This window comes from Enhygromyxa salina (genome assembly GCF_002994635.1).
GTDB lineage: Bacteria > Myxococcota_A > Polyangia > Nannocystales > Nannocystaceae > Plesiocystis > Plesiocystis salina_B.
Map to the genome: position 1 here is coordinate 93,437 of NZ_PVNL01000069.1, position 18,730 is coordinate 112,166.

At 68.3% G+C, this 18,730-nt stretch carries 10 protein-coding genes; 4 read left to right on the forward strand and 6 right to left on the reverse strand.

Features of this window, described 5'->3' with window-relative positions:
- Positions 1–2: 2 nt before the first annotated feature.
- The 4 genes from ENSA7_RS18190 to ENSA7_RS18205 all read right to left on the reverse strand — a co-directional run bounded on the left by ENSA7_RS18190 (position 3) and on the right by ENSA7_RS18205 (position 9,164).
- Positions 3–1,571 carry a GMC oxidoreductase gene (locus tag ENSA7_RS18190; RefSeq protein WP_106090567.1) on the reverse strand — a complete coding sequence of 523 codons (1,569 nt, stop codon included), beginning with the start codon at positions 1,569–1,571 and terminating at the stop codon, positions 3–5.
- Positions 1,571–5,023 (reverse strand): GMC family oxidoreductase N-terminal domain-containing protein, encoded by a 3,453-nt coding sequence (locus tag ENSA7_RS18195; protein ID WP_106090568.1) that lies wholly within the window; start codon positions 5,021–5,023, stop codon positions 1,571–1,573. The genes ENSA7_RS18190 and ENSA7_RS18195 overlap by 1 nt, the downstream gene beginning before the upstream one ends.
- Before the next feature lie 128 nt (positions 5,024–5,151).
- Entirely contained in the window at positions 5,152–7,797 is a 2,646-nt protein-coding gene (locus ENSA7_RS18200) for a tetratricopeptide repeat protein (protein ID WP_146157827.1), read from the reverse strand.
- On the reverse strand, positions 7,731–9,164 hold the full coding sequence (locus ENSA7_RS18205) for an AAA family ATPase (protein ID WP_181233867.1): 1,434 nt from the start codon (positions 9,162–9,164) through the stop codon (positions 7,731–7,733). Before ENSA7_RS18205 ends, ENSA7_RS18200 begins: the two co-directional genes overlap by 67 nt.
- Positions 9,165–9,404: 240 nt before the next feature.
- Between ENSA7_RS18205 and ENSA7_RS18210 the strand changes: the two genes are divergently transcribed.
- On the forward strand, positions 9,405–10,868 hold the full coding sequence (locus ENSA7_RS18210) for a ferritin-like domain-containing protein (RefSeq protein WP_106090571.1): 1,464 nt from the start codon (positions 9,405–9,407) through the stop codon (positions 10,866–10,868).
- A gap of 15 nt (positions 10,869–10,883) precedes the next feature.
- Here ENSA7_RS18210 and ENSA7_RS18215 read toward each other — a convergent pair whose 3' ends face one another.
- The gene (locus ENSA7_RS18215; protein WP_244923840.1) at positions 10,884–13,343 is read right to left on the reverse strand and encodes a GcvT family protein; all 2,460 of its coding nucleotides are present in this window, start codon (positions 13,341–13,343) and stop codon (positions 10,884–10,886) included.
- Positions 13,344–13,565: 222 nt separating this feature from the next.
- Here ENSA7_RS18215 and ENSA7_RS18220 point away from each other — a divergent pair, with 222 nt between their 5' ends.
- The 3 genes from ENSA7_RS18220 to ENSA7_RS18230 are packed head-to-tail and all read left to right on the forward strand — an operon-like array spanning position 13,566 to position 17,984.
- Positions 13,566–15,248, forward strand: coding sequence for a DUF1592 domain-containing protein (locus tag ENSA7_RS18220; protein ID WP_106090572.1), 1,683 nt, complete (start codon positions 13,566–13,568; stop codon positions 15,246–15,248).
- 19 nt (positions 15,249–15,267) lie between these two features.
- Positions 15,268–16,809 (forward strand): DUF1552 domain-containing protein, encoded by a 1,542-nt coding sequence (locus ENSA7_RS18225; RefSeq protein WP_106090573.1) that lies wholly within the window; start codon positions 15,268–15,270, stop codon positions 16,807–16,809.
- A complete protein-coding gene (locus ENSA7_RS18230; protein WP_106090574.1) occupies positions 16,809–17,984 on the forward strand; it encodes a sialidase family protein in 1,176 nt (391 codons plus the stop codon). Before ENSA7_RS18225 ends, ENSA7_RS18230 begins: the two co-directional genes overlap by 1 nt.
- 38 nt (positions 17,985–18,022) lie before the next feature.
- On the opposite strand, the gene ENSA7_RS18235 is transcribed toward ENSA7_RS18230, so the two are convergent.
- Positions 18,023–18,709, reverse strand: a complete 687-nt coding sequence (locus tag ENSA7_RS18235) for a carbonic anhydrase family protein (protein ID WP_106090575.1) — start codon at positions 18,707–18,709, stop codon at positions 18,023–18,025.
- Positions 18,710–18,730: the final 21 nt, after the last annotated feature.

An 18,730-nucleotide genomic window follows, 5' to 3' on the forward strand; every position in this document is an offset into this window, starting at 1 on the left:
GATTAGCTGAAGCTACCCACGACTCGCTCCGCGATCCACTCTGCCACCGCGCAGATTGTCATGACCGGATGGCTGCCGATCGCGGTTGGGATCACCGACCCATCCGCGACGTACAGCCCGGCGTGGCCGTGCACCTGGCCGTCGACTCCCACCACGCCGTCATCCGCCGACCTGGACAGCGCACACCCGCCGAGGTTGTGGACCGTCAAGATCCGCCCGAACAGATCCCAGGTCGCCAAATTTCCGTAGGTCCCCCCGTACTGCGTGGCCAGCCGCTTCATCTCGCGCTGCTGTGCAGCCACCAGCGCGCGGTTCTCTTGCTCGTACGCCCACACCACGTCGAGCTTGCCGCGGCGAAGGATCACGCGACCGCCTGCGTTGTCCTGGCCGATCGCGAACACCGTCGTAAACCGCGAGGCCGGCCCCGCGCCCTTGCCGGCCCACGCCAGCGGCTTGTTGAGCAGTCCCTTCTTCAGGGCCCACGGCAGCAGCTGCGGGAGCCTGCGATACAGCGGCTCCGAGACCAGCCGCATCAACGAGCTGGGCGGCGGCTGTCCGAGCGACGCGAGCACCCGCATGACTGGCTCGTTGAAGGTGGGCGTGGCCATGGCGAAGCCGGGGTCTCGATCGAAGCACCACATGACCGAGGTCACGTCGGGCCCGACCCACGGCTCGAGCTCGCTGGCGGCGTTCTGGATGTTGCCCAGGAAGTCGCCGTTGCCCGAGTAGCCGACCCCAAGCCGCGGCGACAGCTTGGGCAGCGTCTTGGCGACGTCGCGGCTGCGCAGCAGGATCTCGTTGCTGCCCAGGGTCCCGGCCGCGACGATCACCCGCGCGCCCGTGACCACGCCTTGTCGGCCCGTGCGGGTGTCTTCGTAGTGGACATCCCAGCCGTTCGCGGCGTTGGGCGCGATGTGGCTGACGTTGCGCCCGGTCGCGAGCTCGGCGCCCAGGCGCTGGGCCTTGGCCAGGTAGGTGAAGTCGAGGGTGTTCTTGGCCCCGTGGGGGCAGCCAAACTCGCACTCGGCACACAGCTGACAGGTCCGGCGGCCCTCGCCGGCGCCAAACACCTGATTCCAGCTCACCGCTTGCGGCGTGTCGAATTGCTCGCGGCCCATCGCCGCCGCGGCGCTGGCGAACGCGTCGCGCTTGGGCAAGCGCAGCTGCGTGGGCACCGGCTCGACGCCCAGCTCCTGGCCGACCTTGTCGTAGTAGCTGCCCAGCGTGTCGAGGTTGAACGACTCGGGCCAGCGAGGATCCGTGAAGATCCGCGCCTGCGGTCGGTAGTGAATGCTGGCGTAGATCAGCGAGCCACCGCCCACGCCTGCGGCGGTGACCGAGGCCACCCCCGACAGAAAGCGCAGATCGTACAGACCCTGCGACCCACGCTTGTCCGGGTAGCGCCACAGCAGCTTGTCGGTGTCCTGGACGTCGCGCGGAAAGTCGCTGGGCTGGTAGCGACGGCCACGCTCGAGCACCAGCACCGAGCGGCCAGCCTGGGCCAGGCGCAGCGCGTTGATCGAGCCGCCAAAGCCCGAGCCAATGATCACGGCGTCATATCGGGCCGACATTAGAGGTTGGCCTCGAGGTGGGCGAGGATGTGCGGGTAGACCTCGATCGCGGCCCGCTCGCCAAAGATGCAGTCAATGTGGCCGAAGTCGGGGATCACGATGTGTGAGTAGAGGTCTGGGTCATTGTGTTCGCGCAGCCAGCCAATTGTCTTTTGGGTGCCGGCCGGCAAGAAGCACGCGTTCTCGGCCCCGTGAATGATGCGAAGCGGGATCGCCAGCCGCTCGGGGTGGTCAAAGTAGACATCGCGGCCCTCGGCGTCGACGATGCGCTGGGCCCGAACCATGCGGGCGAGCTGATCGAAGGCCGTCACGCTGGCCACGCCGAACAGCTCGTGCAGGGTGTCGTGGGTGGCGACGTTGAGCTGATCGTGCTCGTAGAGCAGCGAGTACATGAAGGTGATCCGGCGGCAGCTGGCGCTCGCGCAGCGCTCCTCGGCCTGCACGGGGTACAGCTCGAGCGCTTTGTCGTACAGCTTCTCGTACCAGCGCGCGTCGGTGTCGGTGTAGGCGGTCAGCGACTCGACGCCGAGCGCGTTCAGGGCACTGGGCAGGTGCAAGCCCGACTTCAGGCGGACCAGGCCGGCGGCGTCGACGTGGGCCGCCGTCTGCGAGGCCACGGCCGCGCGCACGCCCTCCAGCGCGCCGCTGAGCATGGACATGAAGAACACCGTGGAGCCGAAGCAGTGGACGACCATCTGCACGCTCGGGGCCCCGGTCACGCGCCGGACCTCGGCCACCGCCTGCGGAAAGTCGATCTGCCCCATGACGTCGGCGCTGGCTTGCTGGGCCGACGCGGCCAGCTCGATGCTCGCCCGGTAGTCGAGCAGCCATACGTCGTAGCCGTAGGCGAACAGGTACTCGACGAGGTTGGTGTCGATCGTGTCGACCGTGAAGATCCGGCTCGAGACCCCGAGCCCGTGGGCCAAGATCACCGGGCCCTTGTCGCCGCCGCGATATCGGGTCAGGCACAGCTGGACGTTGTCGCTGGTGAAGAAGTAGCGGATCTCGGGGGCGCTGGCCCGCAGCGGCCGACGCTGGCGCAGCGGGGCGGTTGGATCAAACGCCGAGGGTCGGGCGAACACATCGGCGTAGGTGTCGAACAGCTCGCCCGCGAAGAATCGACCGAACCGGGTCTTGGCGTGGAGCCGCTCGACGGGATCTTCGGTACCGGTGACCGCCATGGTCGTCAGCTGCTTGGCGAAGTCCGACACGGCGATGCGCAACAGCCCGCGAAACACCTGCGGTGCAGCGCCACCCGGATGGGGTATCTCGGTCAGAACCACCCGCAGCGTGGTCGTGTCGCGCCACAGATCCGGGCCGGGATCGTCGTGCACGTACTTGACCCCGCGAAACGCCCAGCTGCGGCCGTCGTCGGCGGTCAGCTGCATCTCGTAGATCATGTTGGTGGTGTCGAGATGATCGGGATCGCTGGATAGCAGCGCGAATCGGCCATTCGAGACCTGCAGCGGGGTGGGTGACAGCCACGGGGCCTCGATCACGCCGTCGAGGTGCATGCGCTTGCCAGGATCGCGCAGGGTCGCGTCGAGGTCTTCGGTCACCAGCGTGAGCACGAACGCGAACCTGTTGCCGGCCTGCTTGCCCTGATCATGGGCGGACGCGTGGGTCGTGTCGGGGCCGGCCGGGGCCAGGAAGCCGGCCATGCGCTCGGTGAACGAGATCCCGATCCCCGCTGGCGGCGATGGGTTGCGCGGCGGCACGGGGCGGTGGTGGAGATCGTAGTTGATCGTCCATCCGTGATCTTCGGCGAGCAGCGCCACGCTGCGCTCGGCCACGGCCGAGATCGTCAGCAGCGGGTTGACGCCGAGGGCCGTGGGGATCACCGCGCCATCGGCCACGTACAGACCCGGGTGTGTGTCGGTGCCCGTTCGCCCGCGGAACACCTGGCCTTTGTGGTTGGTCACGCCGACGCTGGCGTCGACCCCCATCGAGCACCCACCCAGCGGATGCACGGTGATCAGCGACGACTGCAGGTGGTTGCTCCACAGCGGGTTGGGCACGTAGGTGCCGCCGAGCGTCGCGGTCGCGGCGAGCATGTGCTGGTTGAGCGCGGCGATGATCGGCTCGCGCTCGGCCTGCGGCCAGTCGATCCGCAGCTGCTCGCGCTCGTCGAGGCGCAGGCTGCCGTTGTTGCTGTCGATCGCCATGCCCAGATAGGTCTGGGTGTTGGCGACCGCCCCGTGGCGCGCGCCCCCGAGCAGCCGACTGAGCAGCGCCCGCTGACGCTCGGAGATGCTGTCGAGCAGGCCAGGGTCCGTGTCTTGCCCGTACGCGGCGGCGGCCGCCTCGAACGCCCACGGGTAGATCGCATCGATCGCGCCGGGCAGCGCGGCCTCCTCGAGCACGAACTGCTGGTCGAGCGACCGCGCGGGCGTGCGGCCGTCGATCGCCGCGGTGATTGTGGGGCCGACCGGGTGCTTGGGGTCGACCGGGTGGCGGCCCGCGCCGACGGCGTTGATCCGTCGGTCATTGTTGTAGCCAAACCCGATCACGTCGGCGTTGCCGCTGAACCCGTGACCCAGTCGCGTCGATGTACGGAGCCCCGCGGCGCGCGAGCGCAGCAGGATCCGCGTCGAGCCCAGGGTTCCGGCGGCGAGCACCACGATCTGCGCGAGCACGACCTGCTCACCGTCCTGCTCGAACCGCTCGGCCCCGCGACCGACCGGGGTGTAGTGGACAGCCCAACGCCCGTCGGCGCGAGCCGCCACGCGCGAGACCTCGACTTCGCAGAAGATCTGCGCGCCATGGTTCCACGCGTCGGGCAGGTAGGTCGTCGCGACCGTGTTCTTGGCCCGGTGGTTACACCCGGTCACACAGTCGCCGCACAGGGTGCACTTGGCCTGGTCCACGCCGAACGGGTTTTTGTGGGCTTTGAACGAGACGCTGATTGGGACGCGAACCAGGCGCTCGCCCATCTGCTTGGCCGCGTGTGCGTGGGCCTCGAGCTTGGGCAGCGTGGGCCAGTCGTCGGGGTAGGGGGTGGGGGACAGCATCTCGCGGGCGCGCGCGTAGCCGCGTCGCAGGCGATCGTGCTGACCTGTGCCTGAGCGCAGCTCCGGGGGCCACGCGGGCAGCTCGAACACCTTGGGGTCGGCCTCGAGCGCGACGTTGGCGTTGATCAGCGAGGTGCCCCCGAGGCCGCAGCCGGTCAGGACGTTGAACTCTGGCTCGACGTGCCAGTCGAACAGCGCGAGCTTCGAGCCCAGGTGGCCGTTGGGGAGCTGATGGTTGGTTACTTGGGAGGCCTGCGCGGCCTCGAGCTCGGTGTCGGGGAATTCGCCCGGCGAGTACTCGCGGCCGCGCTCGAGCACGCAGACCTGCTGGCCAGCGCGCGCGAGGCGAGACGCCGCGATCCCGCCGCCGTAGCCACTGCCGACCACGACGACCGTGTACTCCGACTGAAGTTCGCTGAGCTTGGACGCGAGCCTAGCCATGAGGTTGGCAGGATAGCTCGTTATGATCGTCGAAGAGGGTTTTCGCAGTTCGCGACTGCAGCGTGTGGTGCGTCTGTCGCGTTGCCCCGCGGGAGACGCCGTGCGCGGGCATGGGGGGGGCGGACTGCCTACGAGCGCGAGGACAGATCGCCGAACTCGAGGGTGACCCGCGGCTCGAGCGTGCCCAGCAGGTCAGCCGCCTCCTGCAGGGCGGCGGTGGCCCGTGCTTCGTCGCCTTCAGCGCGCAGCAAATTACCAAGCTGCGAGAGCGCCAGGCCGAGCTGGTGCCGGGCAGCGACCGCCGTGGGCGCTCGCTCGACGCACTCACGGGCCCGTTCAATCGCGCGACTCAGCCAAGTCAGGGCGTTTGGCTCGTCGACGAGCGCCATGCGGTGATACCCCCCGCTCAGGCCGAGCTTCAGCTGATAGTCGTCCGGGTCGCGGTCGACCAGTGGCTCGGTGACTTCTACGCTCAGCTTGAAGAGCTCACGAGCACGCTCGACACGGCCGGTCGCGAGATGGACGTCGCCGAGCCTGGCGTAGGATGCGGCGAGCTTGTCGGCGAAGTCGGTACGCCGGGGCTCTCGGTTGACGAGGTCCTCGCGCTGAGCGAATGCCCGCTCGTAGCACGCGCGCGCGGGTGCCGACTCGCCGATTGAGAAATAGACGTCGCCGAGCTTGTTGTAAGTCGTGGACAAGTGCGCGAGCCGGTCAACCCGGTCTGGCTCGGCGCGGACGAGGCCGGATAGCCAGTATAGCGCCTGCTCGTGGAAGGTCTTCGCCTCCTCGAACTGTTTCGCTTCGAAGTGGAGGCTGCCGAGGCTGTTGCTGAACACGGCGAGGTTCGCCTGGCTTTCAAGGTTAGAAGGATCGAATTCGACTTGCCGCTCCTGCCTGGCCAAAATGGATTGATACGAGGCGATCGCCTGCTCGCGCGGCCCCGTCTGGGCCGGGACTGCTGCGATTCGGTCGAGGTTGACGAGCGCGCGTTGGTGCCAGAACCCCCTGTGGGGTTGAGGATCCCCGAGTTGGGTTCGCAGCGCCAAGCTCGAGCTGTGGTGGTGCGCCGCGCTGTCAAATTCACCGAGAGCGTAACAAACGTCACCGAGCTGCTGGTGTGCGTCCGCGACCGCCGCTCGAAGGAGCGCGTCCTCGGGCTCGGCCGCCAGCAGTCGCTGGCGCACAGCCAAGCTCTCCTCATGACACACCCTCGCCCGCTGGGTATCGCCAACGAGGCGGTAGATGTCACCAAGACGAGCCGAAAACCGGGACGCCATCGCTGAGATCCTGCTCGCGGGGTCGCTCGCGCGCAGCTGCTCTGCGAGCGCCTTGCCGTCCTCGAAGTAACGTTGGGCGCGCACACTCTCGCCGATTTTGAGGTGAAGATCGCCCGCCCATCCCAACGCCGATAAGACGTTGTCATTGTCTGCCTGCTGGCGAGCGGACTCCATCCAACGCTCGCACCAGGCAATCGCGTCCCGAGTCCTTCCTCGTGTCGCCAGCCACGCGACGAGTTGGTCGGGGCGAACTCCCTGGCTGTGACTCGCGCGGACCAGCGCGAGCTCGAGCGCCACATCTTCGTACTGCAGCACCTGTGCGTCATCGACCAGCGCTTCGGTGGGCGCGCCTGCGGTCGGGCCGTGGATACGAATACGCCGCACGAGCACGGCCGGGCAGCTGGCTGGTTGGTCCGCGCTCGTGTCGACACCTCGACCGGCGGACCACGTCACCCGGGCCGCCTCATGGATCGGCAGTGGTGCGAGTTGCAGCGCTGTTCGGGCAGCGACGACCGTGGGGTCCCCGGCTCGCTGCCGCAAGACGAAGGCGGGCGCCTCAGCGATAGCGAGCTGCTGTGGATCCCACTCGCTGGTGTCTGGCGGGGGACCGTCGGGATGCTCGAGCGCCGCCTCGACCCGCTCGGCCTCCAGTTCCAACCATGCGGCGACCAACGCCGGCCGCTGCCAGCCGGCCGCTGTCAGCTGCGCCGTCGCGGTATCCCAGTCGATCTGGCGGGCGTGCAGTGACCACATCCCCGGGAGTTCGACTTCAGGATTGTCAGCCACCCAAACATCGTCGCGCCCGACGTGTGCGAGCGCCATCCGAACTCGCCACGCGTCACGCTCGCTTCGAATGTCCGCAGCGATCACCAGCCCCGGTTCGCGCAGCCGCTCGAGTATTTCGCGGTAGGGGCGGCTGGCCTGGATCCTGACGGTATCCTGCTTCGCGCCGCTCGCCTGGAGCGTCTCCTCGAGCCACTCGCCACGCCAGGAGAACGCGACGCCAGCCGCTAGCGCCGCCCGAACACCCGCAACGGCGAAGTCTGGCGCAGGCTTGCTGGGGACCGGGATGAGCCGCGAGACCCAGTCGAAGAAGTCCACAGCCTGCCGCATGAGACCGTCTAGCACGGCCTCCTCGATCCAGAGCACGACGCGCAGCTGCTTGTCCGCGAAGATCGGCCGATAGACGTTGAGCCAGCCCAGGTCTTCGGCACGGACACGAAGCAGCACCCGGCTGCCGGGCTCGAGCGAAGCGAGCTCCGGCGCCCGGAGGCAGACCTCGAGCAGCTCTCGCGGCTCTGGCGTCTCGTTCAATTCGACGTCCCAAGGCTCGCGCTTGGACAGCGCCCACACGACCGGACCGAGCTGACTCGGAACCGCGCCCCGAAGCCCGATCAGGATCTGTCGCCGCGAGAGCTCGAGCTGCCCGACTACTTTTTCGAGCCACGCTCGGGCTTCAGCAGCGCCAGGGTCAGCAGGGGGTGCGGGTAGTACCATGTCGTCTCGTTTGGATAGGCCAACAGGCGCCGCTGCTGCAAGAGGGTGAGCGCGAGCTCGTCGCCCGGTAGCTCGCGGTCTGGATCGCGCATCACCCTCTCGAGCAGCTCGATCTCCGCTTTGGTCATGTAGTACTCACGATGCGTCCGAGCCTCGCGGAGCGTTCGTTGAAGCACGTCGCGGTCGAGCTGCTCGACCCCACGGTCGAGCGACTCGATCGCCGCGAGGCGAACCAAATTGATGAACTCTCGGGCGAGGCCGCCGCTGTAGTACGCGAGCTGGTCCACGATCTCTACCGGGAACGGCGCTGGCGGCGGCGTGAGACCAGCGCTCGCGAGAGTCTCGCCGATCCACGCGACCCGCCTGGCAACGAGGTCACGGAAGAACGCGAGGCCAGGTCCTGGTGAGGCTGGCGCGTCTCGATCGAGCACGGGGATGTTGTTCAGATCCTTCACGATGAAGTGATCCACGCTCTGACCTTGGCGCCGCATCAGCATCACAGGCGCGGTGATCAGCGCGTCGCAATCGAGCTCGCTCAGCATCAACGAGTCGATGAAGAGCGCGCGGGTCCGTTCCTCGTCGCGGATCCGGTCCAGACCGTCGATGACCACCAGCAGCGGGCGCGCGTAGCTGTGCTGCAGACTCATGATCAGGCGATTGACGGCGTTGAGGACCTGTCGCAGCTCGCCGTCTTGGTCTCCGCGGGGACGTGTCCCCGGCAGACCCACCTTCCAGGTCCACCGACTCGAGTCCGCGACCGCCTTGACCAGCGCCGTGCCACCTTCGGTCGCGGTCTCGCCGATCGCCGCCCCGGCCGCGGCGCCGACCGGCCCGCCGAGCACCGCGCCCATCACACCGCCAGCCGCAACGGTCATGCCGCGCGCGAGCTTGACGAGGTCGATCTCGGCTCCGTCACCGTTTCCCTCCGCCGCACGCAGAGACTCCAGCGCGCGCTGAAGCAGCTTTGGCTCGTCCTTCCACTGGTGCCCCAGGCTGTCTTCGCCCGCTCGGTAGATCGCGACGCCGATCAGACCGAGCAGCTCCCACATCTCCAGCCGATCGAGGGCGTTCTGATCGCGGACGTTGTTCTGAACGTGCTCCCAGAGGTCCACCAGCACGACGATGCGGCTCTGCGTCAGCTTGGAAGCGAAGTGGTTGAGCTCGGAGGTCTTGCCGTTGCCGACGGCACCAGTGAGCAGGAACCGGCTGCGGTCCTGGCTCACGTGCCGGAGCTGACGCTCGATCTGGGCGATCGGGTTGTAGCGAGGGTCGCGTTCGGCGTGGAGCCAAGATTGATCGATCGTGACTGGCTCCGACGGGTCGAAGCAGTGATGAGTCTCCTGCCAGAACCGACGAGCGTCGCTCATTCCGTGCACCATACCAGGACCTGGCCAGGGGGTCAGGGCAGCCACGAGTGCATGTTGTCGCTGCCGCCTCAGTGGCACCCCACACGGATCCGGTGGCGCCGCGCTCGGCAACCAGTGGCCAAGCCTTGGCGTCCACCTAGGTCGTGGCGACAGTGTCGGCCACACGGGCCATGGCGGACAGGAAAACTAACCCTGCTGTCGGCCTGCGCCGGACCGCCGCGTTCGTGTTAGAACCGGACCATGAAGCGCTTGGACTGGTTGCGAGTGTCCCTGTTGGCCGGCTTGACCGGGTGTGCCGTCGACGTCGAAGACGGCGGAGCAGAAGGCCAGACGACGACGAGCATGGGCTCCGGCTCGACCACCAGCGGTGGTTCGGAGGGCACCGACACCGACACGAGCACGGGCGAAGATGGCCCCGTGTGCGAGGACGTCTGCGAGGGCGTCGAGATCGCCGAGGGCGTCGTCGAGTGTGCCGACGGTCGCATCAACCGGGTCGGCGGCGGCACCTTCGATCCGGCCATCGACGCGCCCGGCTGCCTCGGGACCGAGGAGGTCCTCGACTGCACGAGCGACGCGGAGTGCCCGGGCGAGTACAGCAAGTGCATCAGCGCGACCTCGTTCCTAGAGGGCGATGAGTTCACCTACTGCGGCTGCGTCTCGGCGTGCGCGACGGACAGCGACTGCGACGAGGACAGCGCGTGTGTGCCACCGGGCGTGCTCGAAGGCCTCCCCAACTGGCCAACCTGCATCGCGGGGGGCTGCACGATCAACAGCGACTGCGGGGAGTGTGGCGAGTGCGGGCTCGGGGCGTTCGACGACGGATGCGGCTGGAACCAGACCGCCGAGTGCCGGACGACCAGCGATGCCTGCAATACCCACGACGACTGCGACCCTGGTGCGGGCTGCTTCCCGCACTACGACGAGACCTGGACCTGCGAGTACTCCGGCTGCGCGATCGGGCGACCGCTGCTCGTCAACGCCCACCCATGCACGGCCGCGCCGTGCGAACGAACCGACTGGGCCGAGCTCGCGCCGGGCGTTTGCGCGCTCGCCGAGGATCCGCAGCTCGCCGCTCACTGGGCAGAGATCGCCGCGCTGGAGCACGCCTCGGTCGCGAGCTTCGCTCGGTTCGGCAGTCAGCTGCTGGCCCTGGGTGCGCCGGCTCGGCTGCTGCTCGCGTGCAAGCAGGCCGCGCGCGACGAGGTCGAGCACGCGCGGCTCGCCTACGGCCTGGCGTCTGCCTACGGTGGCGCGCCGATCGGACCTGGGCGGCTGGATCTGCATGATCTGGTGGTCGAGGCCAGCTGGCGCGAGGTCGTGCACGGGTTGATCGTCGAGGCCTGCGTCGGCGAGACGCTGGGCGTCGCCGAGGCCATGGCCGCCGCCGAGCGAGCGCGCGAGGGGGCCGTCCGCGAGGTGCTCGAGCGGATCGCCGCCGACGAGCTGCGCCACGCACAGCTCGCGTGGCAGAGCCTCGAGTGGTTGCTCAGTGATGCCTCGGTCGATGCCGACGATCGGCGGTGGGCGCTCGCGCTGCTCGACCGGACCATCGCCTCGGTCGGCGAAGCCAGCGGGAGCGCGAACGATCTCGGTCGGCCGGACGACGGTGTACTCGGCGGCCGACGGCGCGCCCAGCTGCACGGCGAAGCGAGCGCCCGGGTGCTCGCCCCGCTCGCCCAGGCGCTCATCAGCGGCCAAGCTTGAGGCTACTGCCGCGCGCTACGCCTTCACGCGCAGGTTCCGGGGATCATACAGCGGGGCCAACGACGCCCGGGCCGGGTAGCGACGATCCGCGATCTCGACCTCCCACTTGCCCGCGTCGAGGTACGCCTGATCGAGCGCGACCCCTTCAGCCTCGATCATCGCCAACCCCACCGCCCCGCCGAGCGTGTGCCCGTACGACGCCGCGCGGATGTACCCGACCTCGACGCCGTCGCGCAGCACCAGCTCTGCGTGGAACATCAGCGGCTCGGGATCCTCGATCAAGATCTGCACGAGCTGCTTGCTCAGCGGCCCGGCCTGTTTCTGCGCGCGCACGGCCTCGCAGCCGATGAACCCACCTGGCTTGTCGAGCCGCACCGCGAACCCGAGCCCGGCCTCGAGCACGGTGTCGGTGTTGTCGATGTCGTGGCCATAGTCGCGGTAGGCCTTCTCCATGCGCAGGCTCGATAGCGCCTTGAGCCCGGCATGTCGCAGCCCGAGCGGAGCACCCGCGGCGACGATCCGATCATAGACGTGCAGGGCCTGCTCGGTCGGAATGTACAGCTCGTATCCAAGCTCGCCCAAATAGGTGATCCGCACGCAGATCACTCGCGCAAACCCAATGTCGAGCTCGGCGACGCTGCGAAACCCAAACGCCTCATTCGAGAGATCATGGGTCGTGACCGCCTGCATCAGCTCGCGCGAGCGCGGCCCCTGAACATTGAGCTGCGCATAGCCAGACGTCACGTCGGTCACGAACGCGTGGGCGTCAGCCGGAAACTGCCGCTGCATCCACGTGTGGACGTGGCGATGGGCGGTGTCCGAGGCGACGACCAAGAACCGCTCGGCGTCGAGCTTGGTGACCGTCAGATCAGCCTCGAGCTTGCCGTCGTGGTTGAGCCACTGCGTGTAGGTGATCCGCCCGGCCTTGCCGTCGACCTTGTTGGCGCTGAGCCGCTCGAGCGCTGGCCCGGCGTCGCGGCCCTGGACCAGGAATTTGGCCATGAACGACATGTCCATCACGACCACGCCCTCGCGCGCGGCCGCGTGCTCTTGCGCCCAGTTACCAAACCAGCTCGGTCGCCCCCACGACAGCGGGCCCGGATCTGGCTGCTGGCCCGCGCCCGCGTACCAGTCGGCGCCCTCCCAGCCCGAGACATCCCGAAAGTAGGCCCCCTGCGCGACCAGCCGCTCGTAGAACGCGGAGGTCTTGGCCCCGCGCGCGGTCTGCATCGAGCGGGTGGGGTAGTGACACTGGTAGACCATGCCCAGCGACTCGACCGTGCGCGTCGCTCGATACTCGGGGTTGGCCTGGTAGCCGTGCAGCCGGTCGATGTTCATGTACGTGACGTCGACGTCGGGCCGCCCAGTCGAGATCCAGTGGGCGAGCACGCGGCCGAGCCCGCCGCCGGTCAGGATCCCGATCGAGTTGAGCCCCGCGGCGACGAAGTAGTTCTTCAGCTCCGGGGCCTCGCCCACGATCGGCGCGAGGTCGGGGGTGAAGCTCTCGGGCCCGCAGAAGAACAGCTTGACGCCCGTGTCGAGCGCGACGGGGACGCGGCTCATGGCCTTTTCGAGGTAGGGGCTCATGCGATCCCAGTCGGGCGCCAGGGTCCCAAACGAGAAGTCCTCGGGCACGCCGCCCACCTTCCACGGCGCGCAGACTGGCTCGAACAGGCCGATCATCAGGCCGCCGCCCTCTTCACGAAAGTACCCGTACGAGCCCGGGTCTTCGAGCACGGGCCAGCTCGACGACAGCTCGGGGATCGGCTCGGTGATCAAGTAGTAGTGCTCGGCCGACTGCAGCGGCACGTTCACGCCCGAGCGCGCGGCCAGCTGCCGGGCCCACATGCCTGCGCAGTTGACCACGACCTCGGCCTCGATGTGGCCGTGATCGGTGTCGACCCCGGTGACCACGCCGCGCTTTTGGGTCACGCCGGTCACCGCCACCCCCTCGAGCACCTTCGCGCCTTGCATGCGCGCGCCCTTGGCCAGGGCCATCGTCACGTCGACCGGGTTCACGCGCCCGTCACCTTCGACATAAAAGCCAGCCAGGATGTCGCGCGTATCGGCGAGCGGGAATCGATCTTTGACCTCGGCCGGCGAGATCTCGTGGACCTCGACGCCGCAGTGGCGGTTGAAGGCCGAGACCCGGCGGTACTCCTCGAGGCGGTCCCGATCACCCGCGACCTCGATGAACCCGATCGGCGCGAACCCGGTGCTCTGCCCGGTCTCGGCCTCCAGCCGCGAGTACAGGTCACGGGTGTACAGGCGCATCTTTGTCGAGGTCTCGGAGGTCGAGCCGAAGCAGACCATCAGGCCAGCCGCGTGCCAGGTCGTGCCCGAGGTCAGGCGATCACGCTCGAGCAGCACCACGTCACGCTCGCCCATGTGCGCGAGGTGGTAGGCGACGGAGGTGCCGATCACGCCGCCGCCGATGACGACGACGCGTGCTCGCGAAGGGAGCTGGGGGGCCATCGCGGGCATGTAGCAGAGATCCATGCCGATCGGCCAGGAGCGCTGCGACCATGGATTCGACCCCCACCGGGACTGATTTTATCGCGTCGCTGCTCGGGGTCGGGACCGCGCGAGTTGACTCTGGGTGTCATGGGCCCCAGACGTCGTCGCATGTTCTCGGGGTAATTGGGCAAACGTAAGATCGCGCGCTATTGCGGGCCCTATCGCACTACCATCTGTCACATGAAGCCACGAGCTGGTCTGCATTTACACGGGGTGACCGTGGCGTGTTGCGTGAGCCTCGCGATGATCGCGTGCGGGGGCGATGACCCCGTGACCGACACGCAGGCCGAGGATGGCACCACGGGCGACGGCGACGGCGACGGCGACGCCAGCGACTCGGGCGACGGCGACGGCGAGGTCCCCGACGCGGGGATGAAGCTGCCCGCGCGGCGTCTGAGTCACTTCGAGTATCAGAACACGCTGCGCGATCTGTTCCCGCACATCGAGGTCCCGGTGTTCGACATGACCGCCGACCCCAGCTCCGAGGGGTTCGACAACGACGGCGAGGCGCTGGTGCCGTCGGGCCTGTTGATCGAGCAGTACGACAACAACGCGCGCGCGATCGCCAAGCTCGCGACCGAAGACCTCCCCACGCTGCTCGGCTGCGATCCGGCCGAGGGTGAGAGCTGCGCGCAGCTGTTCGTCGACGAGTTTGGCCGCCGCGCGTTCCGCCGCCCGCTGACCGCGGCCGAGCGCGCCGACTTCATGGCGTTCTTTCTCGAGTCACCCGGCAGCGCCGACATGCGCGTCGGTGCCGAGCTGACGCTGCAGCTGTTCTTGCAGAGCCCGCAGTTTCTGTATCGACTCGAGCTCCCGGCCGAGGGCGAGGAGCTGCCCGCCGCCGGAGAGTTCGCGCCGCTGGGCGAGCACGAGGTGGCCTCGCGCATGTCCTACTTCCTGTGGAGCTCGATGCCCGACGAGACCCTGCTGGCCGCCGCCGACGACGGGGCGCTCTCGACCCCCGCGCAGCTCGAGGCCCAGGCCCGGCGGATGCTCGCCGACGATCGGGCCAAGGACGCGTTCTTGCACTTCCACGAGCAATGGTTCGACCTCGGACGGATCGACACGGTCTCGAAGCTGCCCGAGCACAACTTCGACGACCAGATGCGGGCCTCGGCCAAAGAGGAGTCGCTGCGCTTCATCGAGCACGTGATCTTCGACGAGGACGGGACGCTCGACGATCTCCTGACCTCGAATCGGACCTTCGTCGACGAGCGGCTCGCGGCGATCTACGGGGTCGCGCCGCCCGAGCCGGGGGTCTGGGCGGAGGTCGAGCTCGACCCGACCCAGCGCGCCGGGTTCATGACCCAGGTCGCGTTCTTGGCCGGGCACGGGCACCCGCTCAACCCTTCGCCCGTGCTGCGCGGGGTCTACAGCCTCAAGGACGTGCTGTGCTGGCCGCTCGGCGCCCCGCCGCCGGTCGCCGAGGCCATGATGATCCCCGAGGCGCCCGACGGGCAGACCAACCGCGAGGCCTACGAGGCTCTGACCGCCGCCGACGAGTGCCAGTTCTGCCACGAGATCATCAACCCGGTCGGCTTCGCGTTCGAGCACTACGACACGCTCGGGGCCTGGCGTGACCAGGACAACGGCAACCCGGTCGACGCCTCGGGCCACTTTCAAGAGGCGATGTTCAACGGCGCGCCCGAGATGATGAGCCAGCTCGCGCAGCGCTCGGACGTGCACCGCTGCGTGTCCAAGAAGTGGCTGCGCTTCGCCTACGGTGGCGGCCGCGTGCTGCTGACCCCCGACATCTTGCCGCAGACCGAGGGGAGCTTCGCCGACGCCGACTTCTCGATCACCGAGTTGATGGTGGCGATCGTCACCCACCCCCGGTTTAGCAGCTACGCGGCACCTAACTGAGCGACAGGAGCTCACGACCATGAAGATCAAACACGCTGACATCCGCTCCCGCCGCCGCTCGGCCCCGTCCTCCCCCCAGTCGACCAAGTCGACCAAGTCGACCGCGCTGCGTCGCCGACAGTTCCTGCAGGCCGCAGGGGTTGGCGGCGCGTCGCTGTTCTTGCCCAGCATCTCGCGTGACAGCCACGCCGGGCCCAACGACGGGCCGCCGTGTCGGCTCGTCGTGTTCTTCCACGAGCACGGCGTCTACTACGACAGCTGGAAGATGCGCCTGCCCAACTCGCCCGCGTCGGATCAGCTCGACTTCGAGTTTGGTCTCGGCAACCTCAGCCAGGCCGAGTTCAGCCCGATCCTCGCGCCGCTCCACGCCCACCGCGACAAGATGATCGTGCTCGACGGGCTGGCCTACCTGACCGCGATGTCCGACCCCTACGGCGACGGCCACGCCAAGGGCTGGATGACCGCGATGACGGGCAACTACGCGCGCGAGACCTACGACGAGGTCAAGAGTCACGCGCTCACGCCGTCGTTTGATCAGGTCATCAAGCAGATCGTGCGGGCCGAAGATCCCTCGCTCACCGATCTCGCGTCGCTCGAGTACGGGATCCGCCCGTGGGACGGCACCTTTCACCAGATGCACTACGGGCTCGATCCGCAGGGCAGCGCGATCAAGGTCCCGCACGTGGTCGATCCCGCGGCCGCGTTCGCAACCTTGTTCCCGGACACCCAGGGCGACCCCGTCGCGGCCGCGCGCACCGACGTGCTGGCTCGGGCCGCGGCCCAGTACGAGCAGCTGATGCCGCGGCTGTCGAGCGAGGATCAGACCAAGCTCGAGCTGCATCGCGAGCTGATCGCGGATCTCCAAAATCGCGTCGAGGCCCTCGAGAACCTGGTCTGCGACGAGCCGATCCTCGAGCCCTGGAACGGCGGCTGGGAGTGGACGCCCGAGATGTACGGCTATCGGCTGCCGGCGATGCTCGATCTCGCCAGCGCCGCGCTGTCATGCCGGATCAGCCGGATCGTCAGCTTTCAGACCGACGTGCCGCCGATCTCGATGCTCGGTGGGGCCGGCGACTATCACCACGACTTCGCGCACCAGTCCGCGCCGGGGGCGGGTCAGGACAAGGTCGACGTGGTCACGGCGCAGGGGGCCGCGCACGCCGGGCAGGTCGCGCTGATGGCCGACAAGCTGGCCGCGATCCCCGAGGACGGGGGCACGGTGATGGACAACACGATCATCTTGTGGATTAGCGAGCTCGCGACCGGCGGCCACACCCACGATCAGGTGCCCGTGGTCATGATCGCCGGCAAGAACACCCCCTTCGCGACCGGTCGGTACCTGCGCTTCGGTCAGACCACGCCGCGCCCGGTCCCGCAGGGGCAGGCCTGGTACCCCGAGGGCCTCGTGGGTCAGCCCTACAACCCGCTGCTGGTCTCGGTGATCCAGGCCATGGGCGGCGAGCAAAACCACTTCGGGCGCAAGAGCATCACGGGCACGTTCCCGGGTGGCGACACCGTCGAGATCGGTCTGACCGGTCCCATGACCAGGCTGTACGGCTGATGCGTGGGTTGCATGCGCATGGCTACGGCTACGCGGCGCTGGTGATCGCGGCCTGCTCGATCCTCGCGTGCGGCGGGGACGATGGCGGGGCCGAGCTCGCGGACGAGAGCGACACCGTGGGCGAGACCGCAGACGGGCAGACCGAGGGCAGCGAGGACCCAACCGGCGACGGCGACGGCGACGGCGACGGCGACGGCGACGACACCACCAGCGATCCCGACAGCGGCGAGACCGGCGACCCCGGTCCGCAAGGCGTGTTCGTGGCCGTGGGTGACGGTGGCCGCCGGGCCAGCTCGAACGACGCGCTGAGCTGGACCGAGATCATCGGCAGCGGCGTCGTCGACACCCAGGCCGAGACCGGCGAAGAAGACATCCTTCGCGCCGTCGCGGTCGGGGATGGCGTGGTGATCGCGGTGGGTGGCGGCGGCGCCCAGTGGAACGGCAACGCGATGATCATGCGCAGCGTCGACGGCGAGACCTGGGACGAGGACCTGGTCGGCGGGCTCGAGGGCCTCGACGAGCGCAAGCTCGACGCGGTCGGCTTCGCGGACGGGGTGTTCATCGCGGCCGGCCACCAGACCCACGTGCTGCGCAGCGACGACGGCGGGGCGACCTGGACGCGGGTCTACGCCGAGCACCACAGCGACACCACGGCGTTCGGCGTCGCCGGCCACGGCGGCACCTTCGTGCTGGTCGGCAGCCACAAGGACGCCTACGACGCGCCCAAGGTCGCGTACGTGCATCGCAGCAGCGACAACGGCCTGAGCTTCGAGGCCCCCGTCTACTCTGGCGACGACGGCGACTACCTGAGCTCGGTCGCGTCCAACGGCGAGGTGTTCGTGGCCGTGGGTCCCAACCAGTGCCTGCGCAGCGCAGACGGCGGGAGCTGGGAGTCGTGTGGGGCTGGCGGCGCGAACTATGGCGCGGTCAGCTTCACGCGCGATCGCTTCGTGATCACCTACCTCGACGGCGTCAGCACCAGCGTCGACGGCCAGAGCTGGTCCGCCCACGTCGAGTCGCCGACCGGCGTCCCCGCCGAGATCGTGTTCGGCAACGGCGTCTATGCCGGCCTGCGCTACTACGAGCGCGGCACCTCGGAGGTGCTGGACGCGTGGGCATATGTCAATCACGGCGGGTTCCCGCTGCGCGACCTGGCGTTCTTGCCGGTCGAGTGACGCAGCGGGCCCCACCTCACAGGATCAGCCGCGCAGGGTCACCCGCGCGCAGCCACGGGGAAGTCCAGGAACACGTGCTTGACCTCGCCGCACATATACGTGTCGTCGAAGAACTCCACGCTGCCGTCCTCCACGGAGTAGCGCGCGCCGATGAGCCCGACCTCACCAGCCTCGATCATCGAGCGCAGCACGACGCTGTTCTCGATGACCATCTCGACCGAGCGGCGGACCTGCAGATCCGTGACGTTGCGGACGAAGGTCGTGTTGCTCGACGTTCGGTTCTCCTTGGTCTCTTGCTCGTGGTAGACGGCCGGCTGAATCTTGTTGAGCAGCGTGGAGAGGTGCCCGAGCTGGACATCGTCACACGCGCCCTTGATCGCCCCACACGCGGTGTGGCCAAGGATCACGACGAGCTTCGAGCCGGCGTAGCGGCACGCGAACTCCATCGAGCCTAGCACGTCGTCGTTCACGACGTTGCCGGCGAGCCGCACGCTGAACACGTCGCCGAGGCCCTGATCGAAGATCAGCTCGGTCGAGGTGCGGCTGTCGATGCAGCTCAAGATCACCGCGAAGGGGAACTGGCCTTCGCTGGTTTGGTTGACCTGCTCGAGCAAGTCGCGGTGGGCGCGGAGGTTGTTGGTGAACCGCTCATTGCCCTCGCGCAAGAACGCGAGCGCCTTGGCGGGGGTGACGGTGGCTTGGGTTTCTTTGGTGTGTGTTCGCATCTGGTTGTTTTGAAGTTGGGT

What these genes read in the sequence shown, in the direction of transcription:
- ENSA7_RS18190 (WP_106090567.1), bottom strand. Translation starts at nt 1,571, where the DNA reads ATGTCGGCCCGATATGACGCCGTGATCATTGGCTCGGGCTTTGGCGGC.
- ENSA7_RS18200 (WP_146157827.1), bottom strand. Translation starts at nt 7,797, where the DNA reads ATGGTACTACCCGCACCCCCTGCTGACCCTGGCGCTGCTGAAGCCCGA.
- ENSA7_RS18235 (WP_106090575.1), bottom strand. Translation starts at nt 18,709, where the DNA reads ATGCGAACACACACCAAAGAAACCCAAGCCACCGTCACCCCCGCCAAG.
- ENSA7_RS18195 (WP_106090568.1), bottom strand. Translation starts at nt 5,023, where the DNA reads ATGGCTAGGCTCGCGTCCAAGCTCAGCGAACTTCAGTCGGAGTACACG.
- ENSA7_RS18210 (WP_106090571.1), top strand. Translation starts at nt 9,405, where the DNA reads ATGAAGCGCTTGGACTGGTTGCGAGTGTCCCTGTTGGCCGGCTTGACC.
- ENSA7_RS18215 (WP_244923840.1), bottom strand. Translation starts at nt 13,343, where the DNA reads ATGGCCCCCCAGCTCCCTTCGCGAGCACGCGTCGTCGTCATCGGCGGC.
- ENSA7_RS18225 (WP_106090573.1), top strand. Translation starts at nt 15,268, where the DNA reads ATGAAGATCAAACACGCTGACATCCGCTCCCGCCGCCGCTCGGCCCCG.
- ENSA7_RS18220 (WP_106090572.1), top strand. Translation starts at nt 13,566, where the DNA reads ATGAAGCCACGAGCTGGTCTGCATTTACACGGGGTGACCGTGGCGTGT.
- ENSA7_RS18205 (WP_181233867.1), bottom strand. Translation starts at nt 9,164, where the DNA reads ATGAGCGACGCTCGTCGGTTCTGGCAGGAGACTCATCACTGCTTCGAC.
- ENSA7_RS18230 (WP_106090574.1), top strand. Translation starts at nt 16,809, where the DNA reads ATGCGTGGGTTGCATGCGCATGGCTACGGCTACGCGGCGCTGGTGATC.